Origin of the sequence: Shewanella bicestrii (genome assembly GCF_002216875.1) — a bacterium.
In the GTDB taxonomy this organism is placed as follows: domain Bacteria; phylum Pseudomonadota; class Gammaproteobacteria; order Enterobacterales; family Shewanellaceae; genus Shewanella; species Shewanella seohaensis.
Genome location: NZ_CP022358.1, coordinates 2,217,382 through 2,235,175, shown reverse-complemented (window position 1 = coordinate 2,235,175; position 17,794 = coordinate 2,217,382). Strand labels below are relative to the sequence as shown.

The window sequence follows — 17,794 nt, the reverse complement described above, 5'->3', positions numbered from 1 at the left end:
TACGATTAAACTGTCGAGTGAACACATAAAACTTGTCTTCAATTCTCAAAAGTTGAATGCCAAGATGCCTTGAAACAAGACGTTATTTGATCAGTTAGCAAGCTACTACATCAAAATACACAACACTATAGTATTCACTTAAGACTAAACAAAATATCCACCAGAAAAGGCTTGTTTTGCCGCATTTTCTCAACCTTGGTTTACACTCTTAGGGTATCGAATAAGCAGAAAATCCCACTAATTGTGCCGACTAATACTTATGAGGTATTGCATACGCGCCAGCAGTGCACCAGCTTATCCTATAAATTCTGATGGTGGTGATAGCCTATGAGTCTTGAAGAATCCTTAGAACAACTAAAACGTCAGTACTTACATGCACTACCCGATAAGAAGAAACAAATTATCACCCTGTGGATCTCGCTTCGGAAAAACTGGCAGAGCCATATGCTGTCGGCGGTCTACCGTGAAGTCCATAACTTAAAAGGCTCCTGCGAAACTTTTGGCTTGACCGACACCAAAGAGATTGTCGATAAGCTTGAGCTGCTGTTAAAAAATTTACTCGATTCGCCCGCCCCAGCGCTGAATGTGATCAAAAGCTTAGATACCCTCTTCCACCAATTACTGCAAAATAACCTCCGTGGTGAGCCAGCGGCCCCAGTGGTTGAAGCGCAAATGCAGCACAGTCCCTATAAGCCGACAAAAGCACGGCACGAATATCGAATTGCGATTATTGAGGATGACAACAATGTCGGGGCGATGATAACGAAGCAGCTGCATGAATTTGGCTTTAATGTGCAGCACTTTTTAAATTTCACCGACTTCCTCGATATCCAAAAGACCTCGCCCTTCGATTTGATTTTATTAGATCTCATCTTGCCCGATTATACCGAAGAAGCCTTATTTACTGCGGCGACCGAGTTTGAGAAACACAATACCCGTGTATTTGTTCTCTCTTCCCGCGGTGATTTTGAGATGCGACTACTGGCCATCCGTGCCAATGTCAGTGAGTATTTTGTTAAACCCGCCGAAACCACCCTACTGGTACGCAAGATCCACCAGTGGCTCAAAATGTCAGAAAAACAGCCGCTTAAAATTTTGCTGGTGGACGATCAGCAATCCATGGTCGATTATTTTTCCAGTCTGCTTCGCAGTCATGGACTGATGGTCAAAGGTATGACCAAACCCGAACAAGTACTGCCAACCCTAGAGCAATTTGAGCCAGATCTGTTTATTTTCGATTTGTATATGCCCGATGTGAATGGTTTAGAGCTGGCAAAAATGATCCGCCAATTAGATAAATACAGCTCAAGCCCTATCCTAGTGCTCAGTTCCGACGACACTATGCAGAACAAGGTCAGCATCATTCAGGCGGGTTCCGACGATTTAATCTCAAAACAAACCGCGCCAAGTCTGTTTGTGACGCAAGTGATTTCCCGCGCCCAGCGTGGCCATGATATTCGAAGCTCCGCCAGCCGCGATAGCTTAACGGGCCTGCTCAATCACACCCAGATCCTCGTTGCCGCCCGCCGCTGTTTTAACCTCGCCAAACGCATCAACTCTTCGGTGTGCATTGCCATGCTGGACTTAGATCACTTTAAGCAAGTGAATGATACCTATGGGCATTCTGGCGGTGACAAAGTGCTGTTGGCCTTTGCCCATCTGTTGCAGCAATCCCTGCGCCCCGTGGATTTTATGGGTCGTTACGGCGGCGAAGAATTTATGTTGGTCTTGCCCGATCTCCCCGCGCCCTTAGCCATTGCCAAGCTTAATGCTATTCGCGAGAGCTTTAGCCATATTGTGTTTGTCGAAGAAGGCGCCGAATTTAAAGTCACCTTAAGCGGGGGCTTAGCCTTTTCGACCGAATGCAGCGAGTTTCAAGACTGTTTATTGCTGGCGGATAAAAATCTGTATGAGGCAAAACGTACTGGGCGCAATCGTTTAATCACTACCTTAATAAAATAAACCCGACTCACGCGATATGCTCTGGCGATAATCTCGTTATGTTAGGGCGTTAAGAAGTGACCTTCGCGGTGATTTGCATGAGTAACGAAATTTATGCGTACAAATAAGATTGTTGTGTGGAATGACAAGATAGCGCGTAATTTGCCTTTGTTTGCGATTGATAAGAACAAAGTGCATCGACGCGCTAGTCCTGCAACCTTAACAGACGTTGTCAGTGCTTTAGTCTCGCTTAAGCGAGGCTAAATAATTGAGCATCTTATCCGCCAGTTGCGGTAGTTCGACGACATGATGGATAACGCCGCGTTTGATCGCTTCCCTTGGCATGCCGAACACCACACAGCTCTGCTCTCCCTGTGCAAAGGTTTTACCGCCCTGTTCATCGATTAACGCCATCCCATCGGCGCCATCTTTGCCCATGCCAGTTAGGATCGCCGCAGTGGTATTGGCTCCCGCACACTCGGCAACCGAGTTAAATAGCACATCGACCGACGGCCTATGGCCACTCACCTTGTCGCTCTGGGTCAAGCGGGTCTTAAAACTGCCGCCGACCTTAATCACTTCTAAGTGTTGATCCCCCGGCGCAATATACACATAACAGGGCAGCAAACGTTCACCATCTTCGGCCTGTTTGACATTCAATCGGGTGAGTTTATTTAGCCGCTCAGCAAAAGTGCGAGTAAAGCCCGGTGGCATATGTTGAGTGATCACAATCGGTGGCATTACCGCCGGAAACTGCTGTAACAGCGACAAAATGGCTTCGGTACCGCCAGTGGAGGCGCCAATTGCCACCAATTGGGTGTTGATTACTCGGTTGCTCAGCGCGGGTTTATGGCTAGGTTGCACCACGACGGTAGGAGCTGCTCGTTGGGTTTTCAGTTTAGCGTGGGCGGCCGATTTAATTTTCTCTAAAATTAAATCTTGGTATTCATTAAAATCCTGGGGGGAATCTAATTTCGGCTTAGGGATAAAATCCACCGCCCCGAGGGCGAGCGCGTTAAATGTAGCATCGGCGCCTTCTTCGGTTAAGGATGAAATCATCACCACCACCGTGGGTCTAGCCTTCATTAAGCGGTCTAAAAAGGTCAAGCCATCCACTTTAGGCATTTCAATATCTAAAGTGATCACATCGGGGCGATACTGATTCACCATATCCTTGGCCATGTAGGCATCGGCGGCCATGCCAACTAGGGAAAGTTCGCTATCGGCTTCGATCATCTTGCCCAATAAGTTACGGATCAATGCCGAATCATCAACCACCAGTACTTTTATCGTCATGTCTTAGTCACCAAAGAGTTCCACATCTCCGCCACTCGGCAAATTCCTGATCCTTAGGCGATACTCACTTTCCCTGTCCATAATGGTGCTATTATGCATTGTTCTGATTTTTCTAACTTTTACTAAACCTGTCGCCGGAAAAAAATACACTTTTCGAGGATAATAATCGAGTAAGTCTGCGGCCAAGATAGGGATTTGTTCCATCTGCAAATATTCGAGTACAAACTCCGCATTGCGCTCACCGATATTATGGGCGGTGATCCCATTGAGCATATTTCCGCCCCCGAACACTTTAGCGACCAAGGCACGGCGCCGCGCACCGAGTTTGAGCAGCTCGTTGATCAGCAACTCCATGGCGTACACACCGTAACGGGCTGAATCGGTTAAGATCCCCGAATTGCTGCCATTATCACTCGGTAATAAAAAATGATTCATTCCACCAATTTTTAAATCGGGATCGGAGAGGCAAACGGACACACATGAGCCTAGCACTGTGACTATCATGGTTTGGTCGCGGGTGGCGAAAAACTCTCCCGGCAAAATTTTGACCGCATCACAGCCAAAATGATGGTCATAATAGCGATTCGGCTCGATAACGGGGTATTCAATATTCGGCTTTGGCACTCATCAAGCTCCCTTTACCGCCTTGTAGGTTGTCTGGCCCACTGGCTTAATGATCTGGGGGAACATATTAAAGTTCTCCGAATGGCCTGCGATGTAGAGTCCATCATCGGCAAGGGAAAGCATCATGTGTTTAAGGATACTTTCCTGCGTAGTTTTATCGAAATAAATCATCACATTTCGACAAAAAATCACATCGATTGGCGTCTTGATTGACCAAAACTCATCAACCAAGTTGAGCCGGGTGAACTGCAGCATCTGTTTGAGCTCAGGCACCACGCGCACATTGCCTTGTTGTGCCCCGCGCCCCCGTTGAAAAAACGCCTTCTTGCGCTCGGCACTTACCGCCTCGATACGCTCGATAGGATAGATGCCCAGTTGCGCCTTTTTCAGTACGCCGCTGTCGATATCCGAAGCAATGATTTCGATGGGGGTGTTGAAGCGGCCGAAATGCTCCGCGACCACCATAGCAATGGAGTAAGGCTCCTCCCCCGTGCTACTGGCCGCACACCAGATCCTTTTGGTGTGCGGATGGGCCTGCAAATATTGTTTTAAGATCTCAAAGTGATGGGGCTCGCGAAAGAACGCCGTCTGATTAGTGGTTAGCGCATTAATAAACTCCTGATGTTCACTCTCGTGCGCCTGCAAATACTCAAAATACGCGGTAAATCCCGCTAACTTGAGCGCCCTTATCCGCCGGACTAAACGGCTATACACCATGGCGTCTTTACTGTCGGCTAACTTAATGCCGGCAAATTGGTACAGCCGGGTTTTCACCGTATTAAAGTGCGCCGCCGTAAAAACAAACTCTTTCCCTAGAGGTTGATGTTCGCTCAATCAAAAATCTTCCCATTCATCTTGGTCGGCTTTATTGACCTTTGGCGCCATCGCCTTAGGTTTAACGGGCATGCGAGTCACAGTCGATGGCGGTTTAACCGCTAACTTCTTGTGGCTCGCCACGGGTTTTGGCGCAGGTGTGGTGTCTTCGTCCACGGTAAAGTTGGCCACACTGTCCGCTAACTGCTGCGCCTGCGATTGCATGCTTTCGGCTGCGGCGGCGGCTTCTTCCACTAAGGCCGCGTTTTGCTGCGTCATTTCATCCATTTGCACTACGGCTTTACTGATCTCATCGATACCGATCGCCTGCTCATTCGAGGCTGAAGCAATTTCGGCCATGATGTCGTTCACCCGTTTAATGGCGATGACGATTTCTTTCATGGTGTCGCCGGATTTGCCGACTAAACTGTTACCGCTTTCGATTTTGGTCACAGAGTCGGAGATCAAGGCTTTAATGTCCTTGGCAGCGTTGGCCGAACGTTGAGCCAAACTTCTCACCTCTGAGGCCACCACCGCAAATCCACGACCTTGCTCGCCAGCTCTGGCCGCTTCTACCGCCGCATTTAGCGCTAAGATATTGGTTTGGAAGGCTATGCCATCAATAACACCGATAATATCGGCAATCTTGCGTGCCGATTCGTTAATCGATGCCATGGTTTGCACCACTTGCTGGATAAGTTCGCCCCCATCGACGGCGACATCGGCGGCCTTAGAGGCAAGTGCATTGGCCTGGCTGGCGTTGTCGGCATTTAGCTTCACTGTGCCTGTCAGTTCTTCCATACTCGCCGAAGTTTGTTCAAGACTCGATGCTTGCTCCTCGGTGCGGCTCGACAGATCAGCATTGCCCTGAGCGATTTCTGAAGAGGCGGTATTGATGGTATCGGCGGCTTTTTGAATGTCTCTTATCATGTAAGAGAGCTTTTCAGCGGTTTGATTTGAATAGTTTTTCAAATCATTAAAGGTGCCTTCGTAATCGTTATAGATACGCGTGGTTAAATCGCCTTCGGCGAGCGCCATCAACACCCGCGCCACATCCTGTAGACCGCGATCCGAGGTCTCAATCAAGGCATTGAGGCTGTTCGCCAGCATCAAAAAGAAGCCCTGCTTACCTTGCGTCTCAGCCCGTTGGGAGAAATCCCCCGCCGCTGCCGCATTGACGATCCGCGAGATTTCCTGCTCGATTTGCACTTCGACCGTGCGGTCGAGCCATTCGACAACAGAACCTAACCGCTCACCCGTTTTGGAAATAATCGGGCTGGCGGTTAAGCGGAAGTGACAACTGGCCACTTTGATTTGCGATTCATATTTACGGTCGAGCTTGTCTAACAGACTGGCTTGATGGGCTGGATTCTTATGGAAAATATCCATAGAGCTGCCAAGAATTTTATCGACGGAGAAATGCGGCAGCGCTTGCCTGATCTCATTCTCTGATTGGCGCAGCATCGATTCCACCGAGCGGTTCATATAGATGATGGTGCGGTTGGCATCGGCGATCATCACATTGGTACTGGTATTATTCAGCGCCTCTAAAATGCGCTGCGTCGCCCGCTCGGACTCTATGCTCTCCGTTCTATCAATCCACTCAACCCCCGTACCTAAGTGTTTATTCTCGCGGGTGATAATGGGCGTCAGGATCAGCTTAAAAGTCCGCTTTCCTATGGTGATTTGCGCCGTATGGGATTGGGTAAGACGCTCGAGCATATTGCGTTGATGGGCCGGATTTTTATGGAAAATATCGATATTACTGCCCACCACCTTGGCCACAGAGAACTGCGGCAGCTCTTTGCGAATGTCCGCCTCAGCCTCGGATAACATATTCAATACCGCTTTATTGGCGTAGATAATATTGCGGTTGCTGTCGGCGATCATAAAGCTGTTGCCGCTGTTATCTAATAATTGGAAATAGCGTTGCAGCTCCTCTTCCTTTTGCTGGCGCGCCTCTTCATTTCCAAACACATTGAAAATACCCATTATGATTACTCCTGATCAGACAGACTATTTGCATCAATTAGACCCAGCTCATCACTGCTGATCAGAGCCTGTATATTTACCAAAATGATCATCTTGTCTTCTACCGTTGCCAGCCCCTTGAGGTAACGGCTATCGAAGGCCACCCCAAATTCGGGGGCGGGTAGAATTTCTTCGGCGGCGAGTTTAATCACATCCGACACCGCATCGACGACAATCCCGACGATACGGTCAAACACATTCAACATAATGACGATGGTGAACTCATTGTAGGTCGCACTGCCCACAGCAAACTTCATCCTTAAATCGACAATAGGTACGATATCGCCCCTAAGATTCAGTACACCTTTGATAAAACTCGGCGCATTGGCGATTTTGGTGACAGGTTCATACCCACGGATCTCCTTCACCGACATAATGTCGAGCGCATAGTGTTCTTCACCCAGCACAAAACTTAAAAACTCGACCTCATCGTGGACGCTGTACTCCTGCTTACTCACCGTGTTCGTGCGGTTATCCATTGCGACATCCTTAGTTAATTTTTGATATGCAGTGCAAGTGATTCAACATCGAGGATCAAGGCCACGCTGCCATCGCCCATAATGGTCGCTCCCGATACACCGGGGATCCGCCGATAGTGCTTTTCAAGGCTCTTGATCACCACTTGTTGCTGCCCGACGAGAGCATCGACACACAGACCAAAGCGTTTATTATTGCTTTCTAGCAAGACCACTATGCCGGCTTCTGGCGTCTTGGCTTGGGGTTCGATTTCCATTAATTGATAGAGGTTTAGCAGGGGTAAATATTCTTCCCGCACCTTGAGTAACCGCTCTTTGGCCAAAAATTTAAGCTGCTCAGTTTGCGGTTGTATCGATTCGATAATGTGTACTAAAGGTAAGATATAAATTTGATTGCCTACGCTGACACTCATGCCATCGACAATGGCTAAGGTAAGGGGAAGTTGGATTTCGAAGGTCGCGCCCTGACCCGCAACGGAATCAATATCAATCCGACCACCTAAGGCCTCAATATTCTTGCGTACCACATCCATACCCACGCCACGCCCCGAGACATCGGTAACCTCAGCCGCCGTTGAGAACCCCGCAGCAAAGATCAATTGCCACACTTGTTTGTCTGTCATGTTCTCGGGCAGTGCCATGCCATTTTCCCGGGCTTTTTGTAAAATGCGCTCGCGGTTTAACCCGCCGCCATCATCGTGCACTGCGATCACTATACTGCCGCCGCGCTGACTGGCTTTAAGCGACAAGACACCGGCTTCACTTTTGCCTGCTGCAAGTCTTTTTTCTGGTTTTTCAATACCATGGTCAAGACTGTTACGAACAAGGTGGGTGAGCGGATCGACTAACTTTTCAATCATCCCCTTATCAATTTCAGTGTTGCCGCCCTCAATCACCAGACTGACATTTTTGCCAAGCTGATCCGATAAATCCCGCACCAGTCGATGAAAACGGTTAAACACGAACGACACGGGTAACATGCGCACCGACATCACAGCTTCCTGCATCTCCCGGGTATTGCGTTCTAACTCATTAAGCGCGGTTTTTAGCCGCTCACCTAATTCGCCGCCCAGCTCATTACCGATAAGGGTGAGCATGGATTGGGTGATCACCAATTCACCCGCAAGATTAACTAGAGTATCTATCTTTGAGGTTTCTACCCTCAACGTGGCATCTTGGCTGGCGGCACTGGCCTTTTTCGCTGCGGGTTGACTACTACTGCCGGATGCAGCGCCTATGGTTGAAGTAAAAGATTGCGGCATTGCCTCGGCTTTAGCTGCCGGTTTAGCGGGCTGTTTACTGACTTCTTGTGCGGGCTTTTTGGTTCGAGTCGACTGCGACTTTGCAGTGTCCGCTTCTGCTCGTGGCGCAGACGCCTGATTGGTGATGGACTTCTCTTTTACCGATGTTGAAGTTAATGCATCAATTTCAGTGGCGAATGTTTCGGGCGTTAATGATTCAAAAAAGCCGTAGCCTAATTCATCATCTAGCGCATCGTCGCTAACAACAGCAACGTGATTGGCAGCCAGATCAGCAGCCGCCTGTTCTTGCAGCGTCGAACTCAGCTCAGCTGCGGTAGATGCGTGAATATCCTCGGCGCGGATTTCCTTTGCGGTATAGGCCTCGTCAAAAAAGCCGAAATGTTCCGTTTCATCGACTAACCCTAGCTCCACTTCATCCTCAAAAAAACCGAAGCTATCGTCTACTGATTGACTAACCACGCTTGGCGTGACCACAGCTTGTAAGGGGTTATCTTCGCTCTGGTTATTGGTATTGGGATTTGCGGCACTCAAACCATTTGCAGCATTGGCGGTTTGAGTGGAAAAGGGTTCACCATTTAAGGCCGCCACCAGCTGGTTTTTGGCAAATTCCACCTGTTGCCAATCGATAGGTTCCTCTTCCCGATAGAGGTTTAAAATATGTGAAAGGGTATCGACGGTACGAAGCAAAAGATCAATGACAGAAGAAGAAAGCTCAAACGTGCCCTTTCGGGTTTTATCGAGCAAATTCTCCATTACGTGGGTCACGCTGGTGAGCGCAGTAAAACCAAAGATGCCACTGCCCCCTTTAATCGAATGGGCAGCGCGGAAAATGGTATTTAACTCTTCGGGATCGGGGGCGTCTAAATCTAATGCAAGGAGCAATTGCTCCATATTTTCAAGATGTTCGTGGCTTTCTTCAAAAAAAACCTGATGGAACTCTGCCATATTAATGGACATAGCACACCCCGACCTAGGTTAGCCCAGCACTTTGGCTGTGATAGCTAATAGCTTCTGCGGGTCAAAGGGCTTGACCATCCATCCCGTAGCGCCAGCGGCTCGACCTTGCGCCTTCATATCTTCACCAGCTTCGGTGGTCAGCATGACGATGGGCGTGCGCATAAACGCCGTCATGGCTCTGAGGGATTTAATGAGCGTCAAACCGTCCATACGGGGCATATTTTGATCCGTCAAAATAAAATCGAATCGTTGTCCGCCACATAAATCTAGGGCTTCACGACCATCTTTTGCGAGCACGACTTGATAATTTGCCGACTTTAACGTCGCCTCAACCATCTGTCTGATCGCGGCCGAGTCATCAACAATTAATATTTTTTTGCTCATTTACCATTCCATTATGACTTTAGTTTTATTTCCTGGAGCCACTAACTCATAGCTCTTAGAGAGGGATTTAACCAATAAAAGACCACGACCCGAAATTTGAAACCAATCTGCGATTTCCTCCTGCTCCTTCGGCACATACCCATCACCACTGTCGGATACAGTGATCCTGAGTTCACTGAGTTGTGCATGCCATTCCAGCTCAACCTTGACCCAATCTTCAGCCTTAAGCTTGTCGATGCTGCTTTCACGTATACTGTGGTATAACTCAAAACGTTCAGGATCATTTTTAAGACGAGAGTCTAACTTGAGTACACCATGGTCGACTGCGTTAGTAACTAACTCAGAAACAACAGTAAATACCCTCTGACTAAACGTAGTAGAAAACCCAAAAATATTCAAAAACTGATTCAGTGAATTTAAATAGTCGGCATTTAATAACATGGCGCCCATCATTTTTATGGCCCAAGTAAACTCGCCTTTCATACAAATTTGACTCGATTTATGTTCTCGTTCTCGATACCAGTTATGTAATAACTCGAAATCGAGTACACACACCGCAATATCATCGGTGATCTCGTGTTCAAAAATGGTTTTGAGTTTTGTTCTTAGGTATTCAGTTAAATCGCGACCATAAAAACTCAGCAACGAAATCACGCCGTCCATGCCAAAAAATGTGCCGCCTTTACTCTGTTGCTCAATTAATCCGTCACTGAGTAAACAGATCCGCCCCGTCCGCGGAATGGGAAACGAAGCAATATTCGCGATAAACGCACTGGGCGACAAAATGCCTAGAGCCATATTTTTAGAGCGGTATTTCTGTATGTGCTCATGCTCGGCATAAGCCGAATCGCTCTCCAATTCATCTTGATAAAGCAATGCGTCCGGCATGCCGCCATTCCAGAGATTGATTTGATTTTTAAAGAAATCTATCTCTAAGACCACGGCCGCCACAAAACGATCGCCGGGGCTGTCTTCATACACGTTGGCATTAAGTTCATAAATCAAACTGACGAGATTAAAGCCTTTCGCTACCATGGCCCTGAAGGTATTGGCCACCCGTAAAATCGGCATAGCCGCACTTAATCCATGGCCGGTAGAATCCGCAATAATTAAGAAGAAGTTTCCGTTGGGACCAACGGTATTAAGAATAATATCGCCGCTAAAATTAGCACTTGCTTGGGTAAAGGATTTGACGAAATCAAAACTGACATTACGAATATTAACAAGATGCTCAAATAAATGCCTTGCCATTTGTTCTTCACGGGCCTTTTGATACAGCATTTTTTCTAATATTGAGCGTTGTTGCTTAACTTGTTTCTCTAAGGAAAAATGCGCTAATAACCCTTCAACTTTATGCCAGAATAGTTCTAAGTTAATCGGTTTAATAATAAAATCCAAGGCCCCTAAACGAAAGCAGGATATTATTTTTTGATATTCATTATCCGCGCTGATAACAATTACCGGCACGGGCGATTCTCGGTATCGCAGTCTTTCTAATAAAGTCAGGGCGGTACCATCGGGCAAATAATAGTCTAATAAAATAAGCTCAATATTTTGCTGATTAATTTCCTCGTTTGCTTCCTCCAGATTACAGCAAGTAATCACCCCCCAACCTTTACTGTGAATAAACGCCGTAATAATTTGGTTTGTGACTAAGTCATCATCAATGACCAGAATATAACGTTGGCTTTTAGGCACTTACACATCCCGTTCAACAAGATACAAACGTCCCATATTGGCAATCGTTATAATTTCTTCCGCTTGCCCATGCAGTCCCCGAATCGCCGTGCTGATCTGACGCTCAAGCGCCTTACGATGCAGTAACACCATCATCCCCAGTGCCGAGCTATCAATGTAGAGCACGCGGCTAAAATCCAGCACTAAGTGCTTAATGTCCTCTTCGAGAAAGGCCTTTTGATAATCGCTGGTGAATTTTTTATGATGATAAAAATCAAAACGTTCTGGCAAAGAGATATAAAAAATATTAGCCATCACAATCTTCCCTGTTTAGAAAAGCTCAATCTCACCACAACTGATTTGACTTGCGGACACTGGATTATGGGTGTTGGTACGCCGACCACTGATCTGTGAAACTAGACCATCACACTGCTCATCGAATTCTTCGGGCGACATTGCCGTGACCCGATTTAAAGATTCACGCAAGTGCTGCAAACTCTGATTGGTATAAATTAAACTTTGCGAGGTGATATCGCTAAATTGTAAGCCACGAATCGTGTCGGCAATGGCACTCTCTAATTCGTGGGCGGAGGCGTCGATGCGGTCAATGACCACAGCGTCTTTTTCTGCTTTTACAATGATTTGTTCTAGCGCCGTATCGAGATCTTTTTTCGCCTCGATAATGTAAGACATATCCTGAGCGGCGACTTTACTCACTTGATGGGTTAACTGTTCGATTTGTACTTGAATTGTATGTAGCTGTTTTTGAATGCTTTCACTAAAACCAGCACTGCGATTAGAGAGGGCGCGCACCTCATCGGCCACCACGGCAAAGCCCCTACCCGCATCCCCTGCACGGGCGGCCTCAATTGCCGCGTTCAATGCCAGTAAATTGGTTTGCGAAGAGATTTGGTCGATATCCTTCAATGCCTTCATCGCCTGCGGCATGGCTTCATAAATCACATTCACTTTCTCGAGCAAATCGATATTAGAAGCTGACATCTCAATGGTCGATTGAATAAATCGATCCAGCGTGGTCGAGGTGTTATTAGCAAATAGCTTCATCTGCTCAGAATGGAAAATCTCTTCATCATCAGTGCTATGCACCAGTGCTGAAATAAACTCGCTTTGCTCGTGCATTAACTTACCTAGGCCATCAAAGGCGCCGCCCAATAGCTCGACCGCATCCGACTGCACCGACAGCACCGACAGCACATCATCGATACTCTGCTCACAGGTTTTTAGTGACACAGACACTTCTTGATACAGCGTCAGTTGGTCTTGCCAATCGGCGCGAGTACCAGATGTGGCATAGGCATGGGAGATGGGTTGAGACACTGAAGATTGTCGATAAAACTGCCAAGCAAGCATAATGATCACGGCGACTAAGGTACTCAGCATAAAACTGACTAGGCTGCCGATGAAATATCCTATTACTGCAGCAAACACTGCAACAATGCCATCCTTGTATGTCATAGAGACTTCGCAATTATTGATTTGTGATTAAAAAGTAGTTTCATATTCAGGGGTTTTCAAACAACTAATCGACTTTTTTCACTAAAATCAGAACGGCATGCGCAAAATGGTTACGCTATACAGGCATTCGGTCTGCAGTCAGGCGAATGACTGATTAATGTAGAGACTTGTCTAGTGGATACATAAACTTAGCTGTGCAGCCACCACAGGCTAGGTTACACTGGCGATGTCTTCGACTGGGATGGGATCATTTATGAGTCAACGTACATTACACTCCTTATTTAAACCCACATCCGTAGCGATTATTGGCGCCTCCAATAGCGAGAAACGTGCCGGTAATGTGCTGATGAAAAACCTGCTCTCGAGCGGATTTTCAGGCCCCATCATGCCCGTGACGCCAAAATACCGCGCGGTAATGGGGGTACTTGCCTATCCCAATATTGAAGCCTTGCCGATAAAGCCCGATTTAGCGGTCATCTGTACCCGCGCCAGCCGCGTGCCCGCCATCGTCGAAACTCTGGCCCAATTCGGCTGTAAAGTGGCGATTATCATGGCCTCCGGCATGGCACAGGAAGTCAATGAAGAAGGTGTCAGCCTACTCGACTTAGCCATGCAACATGCTAAACGCTATGGCATGCGCATTCTTGGCCCCAATAGTTTGGGGATGTTGTTGCCGCCGCTAGGACTCAATGCCAGTTTGGCCCATGCCAGCGCCCTGCCCGGTAAAATTGCCTTTGTATCGCAATCTGCCGCCATTTGTACCACAGTGCTGGATTGGGCAAACAACAAAGGCATCGGTTTCTCATCCTTTATCTCCCTTGGGGATGCCACCGATATTAACTTCGATGAGTTACTCGATTTCCTCGGCCGCGATAGCCGTACCAGCGCCATTATGTTGTATATCGATTCGGTCAATGAAAAACGCCATTTCCTCTCCGCCGCCCGCGCCGCTTCCCGCAATAAGCCCATATTAGTGATTAAATCAGGCCGCAGCGCCGAAGGCGTGCGTGCCGCCAAGTTACATACTGGTGGGATTGGCGGCAACGATGCCGTCTATGAGGCCGCCTTTAGGCGCGCGGGTATGCTGCGGGTGAATGATTTGATTGAACTTTTTGCCGCAGTAGAAAGTCTCGCCCATTCTAATCCATTGCAGGGCGAACGATTAGGCATTATCAGTAATGGTGGCGGCCCTGCGGTATTAGCCGTCGATGAACTGATCCTACGCGGTGGCAAACTGGCGGAATTATCCCAAGAGACCATAGCTAAACTCGATGCCGTGCTGCCCAATACTTGGTCGAAACAAAACCCCGTTGATATTATCGGCGATGCCAACGCCAGCCGTTACGCCAGCGCGCTTAATATCTTGATGGATTGTGAAGAATTAGACGCCATCTTAGTGCTGCATTCGCCGTCCGCCCTTGGCGAAAGTGTCGAAATTGCCGATGCCTTAATTAAAGTGATCCACGCGCATCCGAAGAAAAACCGCTTAAATATCCTCACCAATTGGAGCGGTGAAGACTCGGCCTATCAGGCCCGCAAACGCTTTACCAAAGGTGGCATCTCCACCTATCGCACCCCCGAAGGTGCGGTCGGTGCCTTTATGCATATGGTGGAATATCGTCGTAACCAAAAACTGCTGCAGGAAGTGCCGCAGTCCATCCCCGACAATATTCCAACCGATAGCCAAACGGCGCGAAAACTGCTGCAAGCGGCGCAGGCCAAGGGCAAAGCGGTGCTCGAAACCCACGAAGCCAGCCCGATTTTGCGCGCCTATGGCCTCAATACTATCGACACTTGGTTTGTCAAAGATGCCGATGAAGCCGTCGCCATTGCCAACGAGGCGGGTTATCCCCTCGCGCTCAAGGTGCAATCACCGAATATTTTGCATAAATCCGATGTCCACGGCGTCATGCTTAACCTCACCTCGGCAGAAGATATTCGCCATGCCGCCAATGCAATTACCCAGCGGGTGCATCAGGCCAATCCCGACGCAATTATCGAGGGCATGATAGTGCAGAAGATGGCATTGACCGCGGGCGCGCAGGAAATTCGGGTCGCCGTGATAAGCGATCCCGTCTTCGGCCCGGCCATCTGTTTAGGGGAAGGCGGCTCGGAGTGGGATCCGACTCAAGATGCCGCAGTCGCCTTGCCGCCACTCAATATGGCGCTGGCCCGCTACATGGTGATCCAAGCCTTAAAGACCCATAAGTTAAAGGACAGGCATTTACCCCTGGGGCTGGATATGAACGCCCTATGCGTGATGCTGACGCAAATTTCCCACATCATCATCGATTGCCCCGAAATAGCATCGTTAGATCTTAACCCTGTGCTGGCGGCGGGGGAAAACATCACCCTGCTCGATGTGAATATCCGTCTGCACGATGCCAATACCGATAACACCTCGCGCCTTGCCATCATGCCTTATCCCAAGGAATTAGAGGAATTTGCCGAGCTTAAAAATGGCCTTAAAGTCATGCTACGCCCCATCCTGCCCGAGGATGAGCCCAAGCATTTGGCCTTCGACAATTCCCTCTCCGATGAAGATAGATACAAACGCTACTTTGGCGTGCGCTCTAAGATGACCCACGAGGAAATGGCGGTACTAACTCAAATCGACTACGCCCGCGAAATGGCGTTTATCGCCACCGCAAAGGGGCCAGACGGTGATGACATTACCTTAGGTGCGGTCAGGGCCTCTATCGATCCCGACAATACCGAAGCTGAATTTGCCATGGCGGTGCGAGGCGATCATCAAGGTATTGGGCTAGGCAAATTGCTGCTCGAAAAATTGATTAAATACTATCAAGCCAACGACACCCCAGTGCTAACCGGCTTTACCATGTTTGAAAACCGTAATATGGCCAGCCTTGCCAAGAGCTTAGGCTTTAAGGTCACCTTCGATATGGAGGAACATTTGATCAAAATGCATATGGATCTTAAGGCGCCCAACGCCAATAGCAGTCAATAGCGCGAAGCAGTCTACGTTTCGCTGGACACAATAAAAAACGCCGCACTCAAAAGATGCGGCGTTTTTATTTATCATGCAGTTAACGCTTAGCTGAACCCACTAAACCCCGATTTACTGCTCATTTTATAGCTTTGGTTTTTTATGCACGCCTTTAAGCAGAAACACTAAGGGCACGGCGGATAACGTCACCCACATCATTAACCTAAAGTCCTGCAAATAGGCCAAGGTAGCCGCCTGACGATTCACTTCGGCATTGAGTAAGGCTATGCCCTGCGTCGTCGATAAATCTACCGCATGAACATCAACAGCATGTTGCAGCGCAAAACTAAAGGGATGAATGTAATCGGCAAACACCGCATGGTTCATCTGTGTGTGCTGGGCAAGATAGGTGATCACCACGGAGATCCCTATGCTGCTGCCGATATTTCGCATCAGGCTAAAGAGCGCGGTCCCCTCATTACGGTATTTCGCCGCTAAGGTTGCAAAGGTAATGGTCGAGAGCGGTACAAAGATAAACCCTAAGCCAAGGCCCTGGATAATCCCAGTGCGCACTATGTCCCAGCCGGTAATATTGGTGTTAAAACCCGTCATCTCCCATAGGGACAAAATAGTGAGCATCAAACCTAAGAAGATTTGGTAGCGAACATCCACTTTGCCCGCGAGTTTACCCACAGTCATCATGGCGATCATAGTGCCGACACCCCTTGGCGCCAGCAAGTAACCCACATCAATCACAGGATAACCTAACAGGTTCTGCATAAACGGCGGCAGTAAGGCCATGGTCGCCAGCAGAATAATCCCAATGATAAAGATGAAGATAAGCCCCACACTGAAGTTTCGGTCCTTAAACAGCCCGGGTTCAATAAAAGGATGTTTATGGGTAAAGATATGGGCCACAAACAAATAAAACGCCATGCCAGCAATAATGGCTTCGATAACAATTTCGCGACTAGAAAACCAATCGAGGGATTCTCCCCTATCGAGCAACATTTGCAAGGCGCCAATGGCCAGACTCAACATGGCAAAACCGAGTAAATCGAACTTACGGCTATGGTCCAGCGGCGTTTCTTTCACATAGGCGGCAAGACCAAACCAAGCTAAAAGCCCAAAAGGCAGGTTGATATAGAACACCCAGCGCCAGTTGTAATACTCAGTTAACCAACCACCGAGGGATGGTCCCAAAATCGGCCCAACCATCACACCCACTCCCCAAAGGGCCATGGCCGAACCATGGCGCTCTGGCGGATAACTGTCTAGTAATACCGATTGAGATAAAGGCACTAAGCTGGCACCAAACACCCCTTGCAATAAGCGAAATAACACAATTTGCTCAAGATTTTGCGCAGCGCCGCAGAGCATGGAGGCAATCGTAAAGCCCACCACGGCCCACATAAATACCCGTTTACGCCCAAGCCTTGCGGTTAAAAATCCCGTCAGCGGCATAAAAATCGCCGCGGCGACAATATAGGAGGTTAACACCCAAGAGATCTGATCCTGAGTCGCCCCCATGCTGCCCTGCATATGGGGCAAGGCCACATTGGCAATCGTAGTATCCAGCGCTTGCATAATGGTCGCCAGCATCACCGAAAGCGTGATAAACCCAAGGTGTTGCTCAGACTTAGGTTTAGTATCGGCTTGCAAAGCGTCGCTCGAATTCACGCCCTTTGTTGGGGCATGGTCTTGCCCTGCTATCACTTGCTGACTCACAGACTAAAACCCAACAACTGGCGTTGATATTCAGTATCGATATCCACCACGGCGCTTAATCCAGCGCGCAGCGGCGCCTCGGGTAACACAGTATCAATGGCAATTCGCACCGGAACGCGCTGGGCGATTTTCACCCAGTTGCCCGTAGCATTTTGCGCAGGGATCAGCGAAAACTCAGCGCC

The 17,794-nt window shown here is 48.3% G+C and carries 14 protein-coding genes; 2 read left to right on the top strand and 12 right to left on the bottom strand.

What is annotated here, in order from left to right; all coding sequences use genetic code 11:
• The first annotated feature begins 327 nt into the window (after positions 1–327).
• Positions 328–1,962 (top strand): diguanylate cyclase, encoded by a 1,635-nt coding sequence (locus CF168_RS09775; protein ID WP_089067724.1) that lies wholly within the window; start codon positions 328–330, stop codon positions 1,960–1,962.
• A gap of 219 nt (positions 1,963–2,181) precedes the next feature.
• Here the strand turns inward: CF168_RS09775 and CF168_RS09770 are convergent, their stop codons facing one another.
• The 10 genes from CF168_RS09770 to CF168_RS22640 are packed head-to-tail and all read right to left on the bottom strand — an operon-like array spanning position 2,182 to position 12,937.
• The gene (locus CF168_RS09770) at positions 2,182–3,237 is read right to left on the bottom strand and encodes a protein-glutamate methylesterase/protein-glutamine glutaminase (RefSeq protein WP_089067723.1); all 1,056 of its coding nucleotides are present in this window, start codon (positions 3,235–3,237) and stop codon (positions 2,182–2,184) included.
• A 3-nt stretch (positions 3,238–3,240) separates the two neighbouring features.
• Entirely contained in the window at positions 3,241–3,861 is a 621-nt protein-coding gene (cheD, locus tag CF168_RS09765; RefSeq protein ID WP_089067722.1) for a chemoreceptor glutamine deamidase CheD, read from the bottom strand.
• A gap of 3 nt (positions 3,862–3,864) precedes the next feature.
• A complete protein-coding gene (locus CF168_RS09760; protein WP_086904263.1) occupies positions 3,865–4,695 on the bottom strand; it encodes a CheR family methyltransferase in 831 nt (276 codons plus the stop codon).
• Positions 4,696–6,666 (bottom strand): methyl-accepting chemotaxis protein, encoded by a 1,971-nt coding sequence (locus CF168_RS09755; protein ID WP_089067721.1) that lies wholly within the window; start codon positions 6,664–6,666, stop codon positions 4,696–4,698.
• A gap of 5 nt (positions 6,667–6,671) precedes the next feature.
• The gene (locus tag CF168_RS09750; RefSeq protein WP_011622855.1) at positions 6,672–7,184 is read right to left on the bottom strand and encodes a chemotaxis protein CheW; all 513 of its coding nucleotides are present in this window, start codon (positions 7,182–7,184) and stop codon (positions 6,672–6,674) included.
• Between the two features lie 14 nt (positions 7,185–7,198).
• Complete coding sequence (locus CF168_RS09745) at positions 7,199–9,400, bottom strand: chemotaxis protein CheA (RefSeq protein WP_089067720.1); 2,202 nt, start codon at positions 9,398–9,400, stop codon at positions 7,199–7,201.
• Positions 9,401–9,418: 18 nt separating this feature from the next.
• Positions 9,419–9,784: a response regulator gene (locus CF168_RS09740; protein WP_011626096.1), complete on the bottom strand. Its 366-nt coding sequence runs from the start codon at positions 9,782–9,784 to the stop codon at positions 9,419–9,421.
• Positions 9,785–11,482: a fused response regulator/phosphatase gene (locus CF168_RS09735; protein ID WP_089067719.1), complete on the bottom strand. Its 1,698-nt coding sequence runs from the start codon at positions 11,480–11,482 to the stop codon at positions 9,785–9,787.
• Entirely contained in the window at positions 11,483–11,776 is a 294-nt protein-coding gene (locus CF168_RS09730) for an STAS domain-containing protein (RefSeq protein ID WP_086904268.1), read from the bottom strand. It abuts the gene before it with no gap.
• A gap of 15 nt (positions 11,777–11,791) precedes the next feature.
• A complete protein-coding gene (locus CF168_RS22640) occupies positions 11,792–12,937 on the bottom strand; it encodes a methyl-accepting chemotaxis protein (RefSeq protein WP_089067718.1) in 1,146 nt (381 codons plus the stop codon).
• A 253-nt stretch (positions 12,938–13,190) separates the two neighbouring features.
• On the opposite strand from CF168_RS22640, the gene CF168_RS09720 reads away from it, so the two are divergent.
• Complete coding sequence (locus CF168_RS09720; protein WP_089067717.1) at positions 13,191–15,905, top strand: acetate--CoA ligase family protein; 2,715 nt, start codon at positions 13,191–13,193, stop codon at positions 15,903–15,905.
• 123 nt (positions 15,906–16,028) lie between these two features.
• Here the strand turns inward: CF168_RS09720 and CF168_RS09715 are convergent, their stop codons facing one another.
• Entirely contained in the window at positions 16,029–17,612 is a 1,584-nt protein-coding gene (locus tag CF168_RS09715; RefSeq protein ID WP_089067716.1) for a DHA2 family efflux MFS transporter permease subunit, read from the bottom strand.
• Complete coding sequence (locus CF168_RS22520) at positions 17,609–17,746, bottom strand: hypothetical protein (protein WP_240520082.1); 138 nt, start codon at positions 17,744–17,746, stop codon at positions 17,609–17,611. Before CF168_RS22520 ends, CF168_RS09715 begins: the two co-directional genes overlap by 4 nt.
• Positions 17,747–17,794: the final 48 nt, after the last annotated feature.

Coding starts and splice junctions, on each gene's coding strand:
- CF168_RS09775 (WP_089067724.1), top strand. CDS start 328: ATGAGTCTTGAAGAATCCTTAGAACAACTAAAACGTCAGTACTTACAT.
- CF168_RS09770 (WP_089067723.1), bottom strand. CDS start 3,237: ATGACGATAAAAGTACTGGTGGTTGATGATTCGGCATTGATCCGTAAC.
- CF168_RS09755 (WP_089067721.1), bottom strand. CDS start 6,666: ATGGGTATTTTCAATGTGTTTGGAAATGAAGAGGCGCGCCAGCAAAAG.
- CF168_RS09750 (WP_011622855.1), bottom strand. CDS start 7,184: ATGGATAACCGCACGAACACGGTGAGTAAGCAGGAGTACAGCGTCCAC.
- CF168_RS09745 (WP_089067720.1), bottom strand. CDS start 9,400: ATGTCCATTAATATGGCAGAGTTCCATCAGGTTTTTTTTGAAGAAAGC.
- CF168_RS09740 (WP_011626096.1), bottom strand. CDS start 9,784: ATGAGCAAAAAAATATTAATTGTTGATGACTCGGCCGCGATCAGACAG.
- CF168_RS09730 (WP_086904268.1), bottom strand. CDS start 11,776: ATGGCTAATATTTTTTATATCTCTTTGCCAGAACGTTTTGATTTTTAT.
- CF168_RS22640 (WP_089067718.1), bottom strand. CDS start 12,937: ATGACATACAAGGATGGCATTGTTGCAGTGTTTGCTGCAGTAATAGGA.
- CF168_RS09720 (WP_089067717.1), top strand. CDS start 13,191: ATGAGTCAACGTACATTACACTCCTTATTTAAACCCACATCCGTAGCG.